The organism is Pyrinomonadaceae bacterium (assembly GCA_036277115.1).
In the GTDB taxonomy this organism is placed as follows: Bacteria; Acidobacteriota; Blastocatellia; order Pyrinomonadales; family Pyrinomonadaceae; genus UBA11740.
In genome coordinates this window covers 574091-587489 of record DASUNM010000024.1, presented here as the reverse complement: position 1 = coordinate 587489, position 13399 = coordinate 574091, and the positions used below count along the sequence as shown (strand labels likewise).

11 protein-coding genes are annotated in these 13399 nt (G+C 57.5%); all 11 read right to left on the bottom strand.

Going from position 1 to position 13399, the window contains the following annotated elements:
• Positions 1-41: 41 nt before the first annotated feature.
• Entirely contained in the window at positions 42-959 is a 918-nt protein-coding gene (murB, locus tag VFX97_16065; protein ID HEX5704717.1) for a UDP-N-acetylmuramate dehydrogenase, read from the bottom strand.
• Between the two features lie 64 nt (positions 960-1023).
• Complete coding sequence (gene murC, locus VFX97_16060) at positions 1024-2406, bottom strand: UDP-N-acetylmuramate--L-alanine ligase (protein ID HEX5704716.1); 1383 nt, start codon at positions 2404-2406, stop codon at positions 1024-1026.
• A gap of 108 nt (positions 2407-2514) precedes the next feature.
• A complete protein-coding gene (gene murG / locus VFX97_16055) occupies positions 2515-3600 on the bottom strand; it encodes an undecaprenyldiphospho-muramoylpentapeptide beta-N-acetylglucosaminyltransferase (GenBank protein ID HEX5704715.1) in 1086 nt (361 codons plus the stop codon).
• A gap of 8 nt (positions 3601-3608) precedes the next feature.
• On the bottom strand, positions 3609-4808 hold the full coding sequence (gene ftsW, locus VFX97_16050) for a putative lipid II flippase FtsW (GenBank protein HEX5704714.1): 1200 nt from the start codon (positions 4806-4808) through the stop codon (positions 3609-3611).
• Between the two features lie 59 nt (positions 4809-4867).
• Positions 4868-6262 (bottom strand): UDP-N-acetylmuramoyl-L-alanine--D-glutamate ligase, encoded by a 1395-nt coding sequence (gene murD / locus VFX97_16045; protein ID HEX5704713.1) that lies wholly within the window; start codon positions 6260-6262, stop codon positions 4868-4870.
• A gap of 63 nt (positions 6263-6325) precedes the next feature.
• Positions 6326-7477 carry a phospho-N-acetylmuramoyl-pentapeptide-transferase gene (mraY, locus tag VFX97_16040; protein HEX5704712.1) on the bottom strand — a complete coding sequence of 384 codons (1152 nt, stop codon included), beginning with the start codon at positions 7475-7477 and terminating at the stop codon, positions 6326-6328.
• Between the two features lie 121 nt (positions 7478-7598).
• A complete protein-coding gene (gene murF / locus VFX97_16035) occupies positions 7599-9068 on the bottom strand; it encodes a UDP-N-acetylmuramoyl-tripeptide--D-alanyl-D-alanine ligase (GenBank protein ID HEX5704711.1) in 1470 nt (489 codons plus the stop codon).
• A gap of 95 nt (positions 9069-9163) precedes the next feature.
• Entirely contained in the window at positions 9164-11230 is a 2067-nt protein-coding gene (locus tag VFX97_16030) for a penicillin-binding protein (protein ID HEX5704710.1), read from the bottom strand.
• 37 nt (positions 11231-11267) lie between these two features.
• Entirely contained in the window at positions 11268-11726 is a 459-nt protein-coding gene (locus VFX97_16025; protein HEX5704709.1) for a cell division protein FtsL, read from the bottom strand.
• A 44-nt stretch (positions 11727-11770) separates the two neighbouring features.
• Entirely contained in the window at positions 11771-12730 is a 960-nt protein-coding gene (gene rsmH, locus VFX97_16020; GenBank protein ID HEX5704708.1) for a 16S rRNA (cytosine(1402)-N(4))-methyltransferase RsmH, read from the bottom strand.
• Between the two features lie 152 nt (positions 12731-12882).
• Entirely contained in the window at positions 12883-13323 is a 441-nt protein-coding gene (locus tag VFX97_16015) for a hypothetical protein (protein ID HEX5704707.1), read from the bottom strand.
• Positions 13324-13399: the final 76 nt, after the last annotated feature.

Genomic DNA, 13399 nt, shown 5'->3' with positions numbered 1-13399 from the left:
CTGTGTGTTCTCCTCGCCTGAATCACAGACTAAAGTCTGTGCTACTTGCTACTCCACAGCTCAACTTCGAATTCGAGATCAATTCCGTGTTCGCGTTTGACCCGCTCGCGAATCTCTTCCGCCAGAGCCAGCGCGTCCGACGCTTTTGCTTCTTCACCTTCCGTGACGATGAAGTTCGCGTGCTTCTCAGAAACCACTGCGCCGCCGCGCCGCGTCCCTTTCATGCCGAGGTCATCAATCATTTTGCCGGTCCCGATCGGGCTCGACGGAGCATTCTTGAAAAAGCATCCGGCTGAACGCGTGCCGTGCGGCTGGGTCGCCATGCGCTGGCCCTTTGCCTTTTCCATTCGCTCGCGAATCCTTGCGGGATCATCGCGATGCAACAGCAATGTCGCGCCCAGCAGAAGCTCGCCTTCGCGAAAAGACGTGTGCCGGTAGTTCCATTGCACTTCACTTCCCGGGATCTCTTTCACGCGCCCGTCACGCGCCACCCGCACCGTCTCAACCACCGTTCCGATTTCCTGGTCATACGCTCCGGCATTCATCCAGAGGGCGCCTCCAACCGTTCCCGGGATTCCGTTCAAGCCTTCAATACCCGACAAATCGTGCCGCGCTGCATCAATGCACAGTCGGGGCAATGAGTAGCCCGCGCTCACCGAAACGCGTTCGCCATCAAACTTCGGTTCCGCCTTCAGATCTTTCAAGCTCACAATCACGTAGTGGTGTTCACCATCGTCGGCCAGCACGTTGCTTCCCGAGCCGAGCGGCCGCCACGCGATATCGCTTTTCTCAAGCGCACCGACGAGCGCTGCCGCCTGCTCTTCTGTCTTCGGCGAAATGACCCAATCGATCGTGCCCCCGACGCGCAAACTGGTGAGTTCGGCAAAGCGTCGTCCGCGCTCCGCGTTCACGCCAAGCTCCGCAGCAATTTGTTCGACGGTATTCCGATCCGTTTTCATTCGTCGTATCTGACCTATTTGGTCTCATTTGTCGCATCAACAATGGGACACGAGACACATATGACTAATCGCCGCGCAGCAACGCAACTAACTGATCGCTCGCTCGTGAAACTGAGCCCGCGCCCAGCGTAATCACCAGGTCGCCTTCACGAACCGCCTCAGCCAGGAGCGCGGGCGCACCTTCCACGGCGCCAATGAATTCAACGTTCTTGTGCCCGTAACTCTTGATTCTTTTCGTCAGGATTTCAGCGGTGACGCCTTCAATCGGGACTTCGCTGGCGGCGTAAATATCAGTGACGAACAAGACGTCAGCGTTATTGAACGCGCTGGCAAAGTCATCCATCAAATCATTTGTGCGCGTGTAGCGATGCGGCTGAAAGAGCACGACGATGCGACGGTTAGGAGCCGCAATTCGGGCCGCGCTGAGTGTCGCTTTGATCTCTGTCGGGTGATGGCCGTAGTCATCGACAACCGTGACGCCCTTTTCTTCGCCCTTAAATTGAAACCGGCGATCCGCCCCAGTGAATTCGCCGAGCGCATGCGCGATCGTGTCGAAAGGCACATCCAGTTCCAGCGCCACCGCAATCGCCGCGAGCGAGTTATAGACGTTATGTTTACCCGGAACGCGCAGCGAGACGCGACCCAGCGCGTTAACGCCACTCAAGACGGTGAAACTCGAACCAAATGATTGATCGTAAGTGATGTCGTGCGCGGAAATGTCTGCTTGCGCGCTCAGACCGTAAGTGATGCGCCGGCGCGCGACGTTTGGAATCACGGCCTGCACGTGCGGATCGTCGAGACACAACACCGCCGCGCCGTAGAACGGCACCTTGTTCACGAAGTCAGCGAAGCATTTCCGCACGTCGTCCATGTCGTGGTAGTAGTCCATGTGTTCGCGGTCGATGTTCGTCACTACCGCAATCATCGGTGTCAGCATCAGGAAAGAACGATCACTCTCATCCGCCTCGACCACCATCAATTCACTCTTGCCCAGCCGCGCGTTCGACCGATACGAGCGGACAATGCCGCCCACCACAAATGTCGGATCCAGACCGGCAATGCCGAGCACGGTCGCGACCATTGAAGTCGTCGTGGTCTTCCCATGCGAGCCGGCGCACGCCACCGTGTAAGGCTTCATGCGCATCAGCTCCGCGAGCATCTCCGCGCGCGGAATCACCGGAATCGATCGCTGCTGCGCCTCGGCAATTTCCGGATTGTCGTCACGCACTGCGGTAGATCGCACCACGACGTGCGCGTCGCCAACATTCTCTGCCGCGTGACCTTCCGTGATTTCGCAGCCCAACTCTTCCAGTCGCGCCGTCACTTCCGACTTCTTCTGATCGGAACCACTCACACGGAAACCAAGGTTCGCCAACACTTCAGCGATGCCCGACATGCCGATGCCGCCGACGCCGACAAAGTGAATGTGTTGGAATGGTCGAAACATAAAAATCAGTAGGCAGTAGGCAGTGAGCAGCAGGCAGCAAAAACTGCTTTTTGACCGCGAGCTAGTTCGAACTTGATGGTCTCCAGTTCCATGCCTTCTGCTTTCCGCCTAGTGCTTTCTGCCGATCAGCTCTTCCATCAAATCAGCCGTCTTCTCCGCCGCATCGCGTCGCGCCAGGTTTCGCGCGGCGTTTTCCATCTCATCAAGCTTCTCGGGCGTCCCCAGCAAACTCCTGATTTCGGTTGCTAAACTCTCGCCCGATAAATCCTTCTGCAAAATCATGCGCGCCGCGCCGGCTGTTTGCAGCGCTTCCGCGTTCTTTCGCTGATGATCGTCCGCCGCGAGCGGAAACGGAATCATGATTGCCACCTTGCCGGACGCGAGGAGTTCCGCAGTCGTAGTTGCGCCCGCGCGCGAAACGATCAAATCAGCTCTCGCGAACTCGCTCACCATGTCATCAATGTACGGCTTCACTTCAGCGTTTTCGCTCCACCCTGCTACAGCGTAGCCGCGCTGCACTTTCTCAACATCGGCCGTCCCCGTTTGATGCGTCACGCGCAAACGACCTTTTTCGGAGACAAGGTGCGCCAAGGCCGCAATCATCGCTTCGTTTATCGCGCGCGCGCCTTGTGAACCGCCGAACACGAGCAACGAAAGGTGCTGCGGGTCGTGCGTCTTCGCGGGAACTTCAAAGAACTCACTACGCACCGGATTCCCGGTCAAAACCGCTTTGCCCGGAAAGAACGACATCGCTTCAGCGAAGGAAACTGCCGCCTTATCAACGAACCGGGCGAGCTGTCGATTTGTAAAACCTGGCAGCGCGTTCGAGTCCATCACCAGCGTCGGTACTTTCATGAACGAAGCCGTCAACAGCACCGGCCCCGAGACGTAACCGCCCGCGCCTACGACAATGTCGGGACGAAACTCGCGAATCACTCTCCGCGCCGCGAAAAAACTTTTCGGCAACAGCAGCAGGCCGCGAAGCCTGGCCCCTAACCCAACGTTTTTCAGTCCCGTGCTTTCAATGAGCGAAAGTTCAAAACCCGCCTTCGGCACGACCCGGTTTTCTAAACCTCTAGCCGTGCCGACAAATCTCACCACCGAGTTCGGGTCGCGCCGCATGATCTCTTTGGCGACGGCGATGCCGGGATAAATGTGCCCGCCGGTGCCGCCGGCCGCGATTAGCACACGCATCGCTCACCCTAACGCGCCCGCGCCAGCGCGCGCTGGCGAACCGGCCGTTTCTTTCTATTTGAACGCGGCTGCCAATCTTCTTCGTAATCGCCGTCGTCGTATGCGGTACGGCTGCCGGGTCCCGCGTACTGCGAAATATTCAACAGGATTCCCACCGCGGCGAGCGTCGGCACCAGCGAGGATCCACCATAAGAGATGAAAGGCAGTGGAATGCCTTTAGTTGGCAGAAGCGCGAGTACGACACTTATGTTCAGCAGCGCCTGCGCCACGATGCCGACGACGATGCCGATGCCGAGCAACATTCCAAATCGATCCGGAGCGCGCAACGCGGCGCGCATCCCCCGCCAAAGGAAAACCGCAAACACAATGACAACGATCAAAGCGCCAATCAGACCCAACTCTTCGCCGATAACTGCGAAAATAAAATCTGAGTGCGCGAACGGCAGGAACAGAAGTTTCTGCCGGCCCTGCGCGAATCCGAGTCCATTCTGACCACCCGACCCGACAGCAATCAGCGATTGCACCACCTGATATCCCGTGCCCTGCGCGTCGGCCCACGGATCCATGAATGCCGCCAGCCGCTTCATCCGGAACGGCGTGAAGATCAACATGTTGCCCACGAACAGCAGCGCCGGCACGGTCGCGATCAGCATGTGCCGGGCGCGCACGCCGGCCGCATAGCACATCGTGAAGACGATGATCGCAAGCATCAGCGCGGTACCCAAATCGGGTTGCTTGAGCACGAGTGCGGCGACGATCCCGAGCACGAACAAGCACGGCAGAAACGTTTTCCAGAAAGACTGTTCTTCACCCGCGCGCCGCTGGATGAAATACGCAACGAAGATCGCCAAAGACAGCTTTGCGAGTTCGGAAGGCTGCATCGAAAAGCCGCTGAACTTGATCCAGCGACGCGCCCCGTTGATGGCCGGAAAAGCGAACACCGCGAGCAACAGCACGAGCGTGACCAACAGCAGGCCGTAAACAATCCACGCGCGATTTAAAAGCTGATAATCGAATCGCATCATAACGAACATCGCGCCGAATCCAATCAGCGTCCAGATGCCCTGCTTCATCACGTAGTAAAACTGGCTGTGATTCTCCTGCAACGCAATCACTGCCGACGCGCTGTAAACCATGACCACGCCAAACAGCGCCAGCCCCGCCGTCGCAGAGAAGAGCCATTTATCGATGGTCAGCTTGTCAGTCATTTACTAAGTCGTCGTTAGTGGGGCAGTAGCCCGACCGTCAGGGAGGGCGTGATCGTCGACTATGCGCCCTCCCTGACGGTCGGGCTAATGCCCCGCTTCTCCAAGCTTTGGACCGCTTCCTTAAATACCTGGCCCCGGTGCTCAAAGCTGTCGAACATATCGAAGCTCGCACACGCAGGGGCAAGCAGAACCGTGTCGCCCGGCTGCGCCGCGTCCAGCCCGCGTTGAACTGCCTCTTGCATCGTCAGCGCATGCTCAAACGCTGCGACGCTTCCCAGCTCCTGTTCTATCGTGGGCGCGTCTTCGCCAATCAGAATCATCTTCCGCACTCGTTCTTTCACGAGCGAGACCAATGGCGCGTAAGGCGCTTTCTTGCCAAGTCCGCCGAGAATCAAAACGACTTTACCTGGGTCGTCGGCAAATGCTTCGAGCGCTTTAATCGTGGCGTCAACACTGGTCGCCTTCGAATCATTGAAGAAACGCACGCCGTTAATTTCCGCAACTTCTTCCAGTCGATGCTCGACCGGATAAAAGTTTCGTACCGTTTCGCGCAAAGAGTCCGGCGCCACGCCGCACGCCAAACCGGCGGCTACTGCGGCCAAAACGTTCTCGACGTTGTGGGTACCCCGCAGTCTTAAGTCGTCTCGCGTCATCACCACGCGCTCGCCGTCCGCGGTTTTCGAAATCAAGTCCCGACCGCGCAACAACATTCCGTCACCAAGTTCCCTCTGCACGCTGAACTGGACGACATGCGCGCGTAGTCCACTGGCCCAGGAAGAAACTATTTCATCATCGGCATTCAAAATCGCCACGTCACCAGCCGTCTGATTCGAGAAGATCCGATGCTTGGCCGCAGCGTAATCCAGCAGGTCCACGTAACGATCCATGTGATTCGGCGTCACGTTCAGCACCGCCGCCACGGTCGGATGAAAATCGACGACCGTTTCCAACTGAAAGCTCGACAACTCGACGACGTTCCAGCCGTCTTCCCGCGATGACTCAACCATCGAGATCAAAGCCGTGCCGATGTTCCCGCCAACCTGCACGTGCAATCCACCGTCCTTAAGCATTTGTCCAATCAGAGTCGTCGTTGTCGTCTTTCCGTTAGTCCCAGTAATTGCAACGATCCGTCCTCGTAAAAAGCGTGATGCGAGTTCGACTTCGCCGATGACTTCAACTCCGCGCCTTTCCGCGTAGCAAATCGGAATCGCTTTCGTCGGCACGCCGGGACTCAGGACGACGAGGTCAATTTGGTCCAAAAGCCACGAGGGCGGATCACCTTCAATCAAACCGACGCCTTCAGTTTTCAAATCGAGCGCTGCCTGCGACCACTCATTCAGCGGCTTGCGATCGTTCAGCGCTACAGTTGCGCCTCGCTCCGTCAGAAATCGCGCGCTGGCAATGCCGCTGCGCGCCGCGCCGATGACTAATGCTTTACGTCCATCAACTTTCAAGTTTCAAGTTTCATGTTCCAAGTTCACGTTCCAAACTTGAGACTTGGAACTTGAAACTCGAAACTATCTAAGCTTCAGCGTCGATAGGCTCAACAGCGCAAACAAGATCGCCAGGATCAAGAAGCGAAAGACAATCTTCGGCTCTTTCCATCCCACCATCTCGAAGTGATGATGCAGCGGCGTCATCTTGAAAACGCGGCGCCCCACACCGCTGGTACGCTTGGTCATCTTAAAGACTGTGACCTGGAGCATTACGGACATCGCTTCCAGGACGAACACGCCGCCCACCATCAACAACATGAATTCCTGCTTTGTCAGGACCGCGATCGTGCCCATGGCGCCGCCAATCGCCAGGCTGCCGACGTCGCCCATGAAGACTTCAGCCGGCGGCGCATTGAACCAAAGAAACCCGAGACTCGCGCCCGCTAAAGCCCCGCAGAACACCGTGAGTTCGGCCGCTTGCGGGCGATGTGTCAGATCCAAATAGGCCGCCCAGACCGCGTGGCTGGCGATATAGGTGAACGCCGTAAGCGCTGACATTGCTATGAACGTAACGCTGATCGCCAGGCCGTCGAGCCCGTCGGTTAGATTCACCGCATTCGTCGATCCCAACAACACGATAACGACTAGAATCAGATACAGCGGCGACGGAATTACGCTGATACCGTTTGGATCGGCCGTCTCTTTGAAGAAAGGAATGCTGATGTTCCATGAATATTTCGTCGAGAAGTACTGCGTCGAAATATATAGGGCCAACCAGACGCCCACGGCGATCGCAAGTTGGAGTGCCAGCTTTTGACGACCCGTTAAACCCAGGCTGCGTCGCTTCACCAGCTTGATGTAATCGTCGGCGAACCCCACCGCGCCAAACCCCATCGTCGCCAGGACGATGATCCAAACGTAAAAACTCGAGAGTCGCGCCCACAGGAGCGTTGAAATAACCACCGAACCGATGACGAGCAAACCGCCCATCGTCGGCGTATCGCGTTTGGCGATGTGCGCCTGCGGTCCTTCTTCGCGAATTTGCTGCCCGATGTTCCAACTCTTTAAGGCGTTGATCGCATAGCGGCCGAACAAGAGCGAAATCAGCAACGCCGTGATCGCTGCCCACGCGGTCCGAAAGGTGACGTACTGAAAAACATTCAGCGCTCTGACGAACGGCCATCGATCTTTGAAGTGGCCGAAGATGAGCTCGTAAAAGATGTAATAGATCATCTAGTCGTTTGTCAGTCGTCAGTCGTCAGTCGTCAGTCGTCAGTTGTCATTTGTCATTTGTCACTTGTCGGTCATCGCGAGTACAGGGTGCAACTGACGACGGACAACTGACCACGGACAGTTAGCGAGCATCCGCCAAAGCAAAGCGCTCCTTCAAAGCTTTCACCACTCTATCCGTTTCGACGCTACGCGAGCCTTTGACCAAAACCAGATCGCCTTCGCGAACTTCTTCGACGATCGCGGTGGCGGCTGCGTCGGACGACTCGAAAAAGCGCGCTGACTCCAACCCGGCTTCCTGCGCACCGGCCACGATTTCGTGGCCAAGACCGCGCACACCCCAAAGGACGTCAACACCCAGTTTCGCGATCTCCCGCCCTGCTTCGCGATGCATGGCCGGCGCATTAGGACCGAGTTCCATCATCTCGCCGGCAATGATTACGCGACGCTTTACCTTTTCGCGCGCTTCCGCAACCGTGCGAACCATGCTGATTAAAGAACGCGGGTTCGAGTTGTATGAATCGTCCACAACGGTGAATCCCGCCGCGAACTCTGTGATCTCGCCCCGCATCTTCGGCGGCCGGGTCGAACCTAACGCATCCGCAATCAGCTCGGGCTTGATCTTCAAAACCGTCGCCACCGCCGATGCCGCCAACGCATTCATTAAGTTGTGTCCGCCCGTCATCGGCAACTTCGCCGCCGCTTCACCGTCCGGCGTCTGCAAGCGAAACTGGATCGATCCGAAACGTGACATGTCGATGTCGCGCGCCATCACGTCGGCTTCATTCTGAATGCCAAACGTTAGCACCGGCCCTTCGGTTTTTGACTTCATCTGCATCACTAATTCGTCATCCGCATTAAGGACTGCGGTGCCGCCGGGTTTTAACCCTTCGATCAGCTCCGCCTTCATCGCGGCAATCGTCTCGATTGTGCCGAGATGTTCGAGATGCACCGGCGCCACCATTAATTCAACTCCAACGTCTGGCGGCGTCATTTGCACGAGGCGCCGAATCTCGTGCGTGGGCGAGGACATTCCCATTTCCAGCACCGCGAGATCGTAATCCTGCGGGCGGCGGCCGCGGCTGACCATCTGCAAAACTGAGAGTGGCAGTCCGAGGCCGTTGTTATAATTGCGTTCACTCCTAAGGACCCGGTGACCCGCACAAGCAAGCACATGCGCGGTCAATTCTTTCGTCGTTGTCTTCCCTGCACTGCCCGTGATGCCGATGACCGGCCGCCCCCACTGCTCGTAAACTCTTCGCGCCAACGTTTGCAGGGCAGCGATTGCGTCATCAACGATGAGCAGGCGATCGACTAACCGTTCGAAGGTTGTGTCGCCGTTGACTCGATCACGACGCGCGACCGCCGCGATGGCGCCGCGTTCGAACGCCGACTGTATGAAGTTATGCGCGTCGGCAAACTGGCCGTTGAATCCGGCGCGTTCGTAATCGGGCTGAGATAGAGCAAAGAAGAGCTCGCCCGATTCGGTAGTGCGCGAGTCAATTGAGAAATCAAGTATTTCTTTGTCAAAGAGCTCGGGACGCAGCCGCTTCGCATCTGCGTCCATTAACTCCGCTGCCGTTCGAATATTCACATCGTCAGTTTAGCGCACCAAGTTGTTTAGAGGCGGGCTACTGCCCGCCTGGCTTCCTTGCGTGGCGGGCGGCAGCCCGCCTCTAACCTTTGCCACTAAGGACCGTGTCCAAATTCGACGCGCACGGTTTGCCCGGAACTTACTTCGGCGCCGGCCGCCGGAAAGTGACGCAGCGCGCGGCCCGCACCTTTTGCTTCCAACTTCAATCCAAGCTGGGCGCAGGTGCGCCAGACATCACGCACGCTCTGCCCGCGCAGGTCCGGCATCAGCGGCGCGCGTTGGCTGGCGACGGCGAGAACAATTTCACTTCGGCGGCCGCTGAAACTTTTCGCGGCAACCTGTGGCAGCGTCGCTTCGCGTACCTGCTGATTTTCAATTGCCTGCTGAACCTCCTGCGGCGACGGCTTACGAGCTTCCGCGATCAATTCGCCGCCGCCTTTCGTCTCCACATCGGGAGTAACGTTCAACTCTGGAAGTATCTGCTCAGCGATTTCACGGAACACCGGGGCAGCCACATCACCGCCATGGTAGGCGCCCTGCGGCTCGTCGATTACGACGATAATTACGACCGCCGGATTGTTGACCGGGGCGAAACCGACAAACGAGCCGATGAATTTCGTCGAAGAGTAAGCGCGTGTCTTCGGATCGATCTTTTGCGCCGTGCCCGTCTTACCGGCTGCCGTATAGCCTTCGACCTGGGCCAATTTGGCAGTACCGCGCAAGGTGACGCCTTCCATCATGCTGCGCAGTTTTTCGACGGTCTCGGCCTTGAGGGCCGGTCGCTTTTCGGGCTCAACGCGCGCCAGGACAGAGCCGTCGGGCGCCCGCGTCTCGCGCACAACGTGCGGTCTGACCCAATTGCCGCCATTCGCGATTACTGAGTAAGCAACCGCCATCTGCAGCGGCGTGACGCCAATTTCCTGTCCCATTGCGATCGAGCCGATCGATGACGGTTGCCAACGACTCAACGGCCGGAGAATTCCCGCCGATTCGCCGGGTAAGTCGATGCCGGTGCGCGAACCAAATCCCAGACGCCGCGAATAGTCGTACATCGACTCGTTGCCGGCCAGCAGCGCCAACTTAATCGCGCCCACGTTGCTCGACTGCGCCAGCGCGTCAGACACAGTCAGCACGCCGAAGGGTTTGTGATCGTGAATCAGCCGGCCGGCAATCGTGATCTCGCCCATCTGACAGTTGATCTTATCTTCCGGAGTCACGAGACCCTTTTCGAGTGCGGCCGAATAGGGAACAACTTTGAACGTCGAACCAGGCTCGTAGATGTTTTGCAGAGCCCAATTGGCGCGCACCTCGGGCGCGTCCTTTCCCGGTTGATTCGGATCGAACGTTGGGGCATTCGCCAGCGCCAGAATCTCGCCGGTGTGGGGATCCATCACGATCGCAGTCCCGGATTTCGCTCGCGCGCGCTGAACCGCGGCTAACAGCACCTGCTCAGTTCGAAATTGAATCGTTTGATCGATGGTGAGGACGACGGTCTGGCCGGGAAGCGGCTGAACTTCGTAGCTGTCAAAAACGCGGCGCTCTTTAGACCCGTCGCGTTCCATATAAACCTTGCCGCCTTCGCCGCGAATTTTCTCGTTGTAAACCTGCTCGACACCGCTCAGTCCAATTTCGTCCGTCCCGACAAAGCCGAGCACATGAGAAGCGAGGGTCGAGTTGGGGTAATAACGCTTAGGTTCCTTGCGGGAATAAACGCCGTCGAGCGCCATCGCGTCCAGCTTGCTCGCTTTCTGCAAGTCGAGCCGGCGGATTAGCCAGATAAATTTCTTGTTGGATTCTTTGGCCGCGCTGATCTTTGCGATCAGATCGTCCTTATTCAGCTCGGTGACCTCGGAGATTTTTCGCGCGGTCTCTTTTACGTTTTGAATTTCGCGCGGGTCTGCATAGAAGGATTCGGTATCGACGCTGCGCGCTAGTTCGCGACCCTGTCGATCGAGAAGCAGGCCTCGAGTAGGACTGGTTTCAACTGTGCCTAGTTGCTGATTCTTGGCGCGCGTGGAAAGTTCGTTGTGACGGGTGATCTGCAGCTGCACCAATCGCAGGCCAACGATCGCCATCCATGCTACTAGCCCAAGCGCCACGAACATTGCGCGGCGTCGCGGGTCGGCGGCTTCTCTGTCGATGGCCGTAGCACGAAGGGGCATTTACGTCTCCTGAACACTGCGGTAACGCCTGTCGAACTCAAATTGGCTTGCGCTGCGATTTTGCCGCCGGCTTGGCGACGGCTTTCGGGTTCTTTTCCGTTTCTCGCTTCCCCGGCTTCGCGTCCTTACGAACCGTCAGCGTCTCAACCGTCTGCGAGTTGTTCGCTCCCTGTCGCAAAGGATCGACTTGCGCCGGTTGCAGCGTCTGCATTCCGAGTTGCTTTGCTAACTGTTCCAAACGCGCCGGGTTCGCGGCTTCTTCGCGTTGCAAAGTCAGTCGCCGCTTGTCCTCGGCCAGCTGATCACGCTTACGACGCAGGTTCTCAGTTTCATAACCGAACTTGAGCGCTGCGAAGTGTTGTCGCCCGGCGTAAACAAAACCGCATGTCAGGGCGAGACCAACCACAAGCAGTAAACCAAGTCGGAAGAATGCATCTTTGTCCTTCTCGCGACCGACGGGTGCATTTCGATGTTTTGAGGGTAAGCGCCGAACCATATCCGGGTCTCCTGAATTGGCCTGGCTCCAGCAAAGGGAAGGAACTAAAGCCTGGCCGCTACTCTTAATTTCGCGCTGCGAGCTCGGGGGTTCTCAGCAATTTCATCTTCGGCCGGGGCCAGGGGGCGTCGAGTCAAAATCTCGATCGCCTGGCGCGCTCCGCAAACGCATTGCGGCAGACGCGGCGGACACTGGCAACGACCGGACAGCTTTAAAAGCGTTCGCTTGATAATGCGATCTTCAAGCGAGTGAAAACTGATTACCGCGAGACGGCCGTGCGGCTCTAAAGCATCAAACGCGTCAGCTACGAATTGGTCGAGGCCTTCGAGCTCGCGATTGACTGCGATGCGCAACGCTTGAAACGTGCGCGTGGCAGGGTGGATCCTCCGCTTTTTACCTCCGATTGCGCGTTCGACCAGCTTCGCAAGTTCCGTGGTCGAGGTTACCGGCTCGCCGGCTTCTCGTCTTTCGACGATGCGCCGCGCGATGCGTCGTGAGTGACGCTCTTCACCGTATTCAAAGATGAGGTGCGCAATTTCTACTTCAGAAAGACGACCGAGCAACTCTGCCGCCGTTTCGCCGCTCGACATATCCATACGCATGTCGAGTGGCGCTTCGTGCCGGAAGCTGAATCCGCGCGAGGGCGAATCCAACTGCAACGATGAAACGCCGAGGTCGGCAAGAATACCGCGCACTGCTTTGACTTCCGCTGTCGCGAGGACCCGCGTAAGTTCACGAAAGTCAGCTCGTACTGCGCGAAAGCGGCCACCGAATTCCGCCAGTCGCTCTCTCGCCCACCGAAGCGCTTCTTCGTCACGATCGATTCCCAGCACTTGCGCGTCGGAAGTTGTTTGCAGAATTGCTTCGCTATGCCCGCCCAGGCCTACCGTGCAATCAACAAACAGTCCGCCGCGCTTAACTGCGAGCGACTCGATCGTCTCTCGAAGTAGCACGGGGCGATGGCCTTTGTGACTAAGCCCCTGCCCCCCAAAGGCCATTGCCATCACCACCGCCCCGTGATCTCGTTCAAAGAACTAACAGGTAGCACAGACTTTAGTCTGTGGCTCTGAGCTAGTTGTTTGACCAAGGGAATTAAGGGTTCGAGTCCCCCCTTCGGCACCACACCCCTTCTCTCGGTGAATGTCTGTGCCACATCTCAAATACCTAACCGCGCAATCGCTGCTTCGTCTTCCTCGGTGTAGGGATCTGCGAGCATGCGCTGCTGGAACTTGTCCAGCTCCCAAACTTCCAGGTACGACAAATAACCGAGCACTGCGACGTCGCCGACAACCTGCGCGCTCTTTCTCAGCAGCGGATGAATCAGGACGCGACCCTGGGTGTCCATCACCGACTGCTGACCGTAGTAATTCGTTCTGTCAAGGAACTTGCGTCTTGCCGGATCCATTGAAGGCAGCAAAGACAAACGCTGCTCAATCGCTTCCCACTCCGGCATCGGGTAGATGCGTACGCAATCACCCGTTAAACTGGTAACATACAGCGCCGAGCCGTACTTCTCTTCGACGTAACGACGAAACAGGGTCGGCACTTTGAGCCGGCCCTTCGAGTCGATTCGCGCTGTGTAATTGCCTCGGAGCATCCGAGTTCAGAATTGAGATTAAAGGAGACGGCTCTACGAATCGCGCCAGTTTTTCTTTGATTCGTGTCGTTAAGGC

Excerpts from the sequence above, each read along its gene's own strand:
- murB (HEX5704717.1), bottom strand. The coding sequence starts at position 959 with ATGAAAACGGATCGGAATACCGTCGAACAAATTGCTGCGGAGCTTGGC.
- murC (HEX5704716.1), bottom strand. The coding sequence starts at position 2,406 with ATGTTTCGACCATTCCAACACATTCACTTTGTCGGCGTCGGCGGCATC.
- murG (HEX5704715.1), bottom strand. The coding sequence starts at position 3,600 with ATGCGTGTGCTAATCGCGGCCGGCGGCACCGGCGGGCACATTTATCCC.
- ftsW (HEX5704714.1), bottom strand. The coding sequence starts at position 4,808 with ATGACTGACAAGCTGACCATCGATAAATGGCTCTTCTCTGCGACGGCG.
- mraY (HEX5704712.1), bottom strand. The coding sequence starts at position 7,477 with ATGATCTATTACATCTTTTACGAGCTCATCTTCGGCCACTTCAAAGAT.
- VFX97_16030 (HEX5704710.1), bottom strand. The coding sequence starts at position 11,230 with ATGCCCCTTCGTGCTACGGCCATCGACAGAGAAGCCGCCGACCCGCGA.
- VFX97_16025 (HEX5704709.1), bottom strand. The coding sequence starts at position 11,726 with ATGGTTCGGCGCTTACCCTCAAAACATCGAAATGCACCCGTCGGTCGC.
- rsmH (HEX5704708.1), bottom strand. The coding sequence starts at position 12,730 with ATGGCAATGGCCTTTGGGGGGCAGGGGCTTAGTCACAAAGGCCATCGC.
- VFX97_16015 (HEX5704707.1), bottom strand. The coding sequence starts at position 13,323 with ATGCTCCGAGGCAATTACACAGCGCGAATCGACTCGAAGGGCCGGCTC.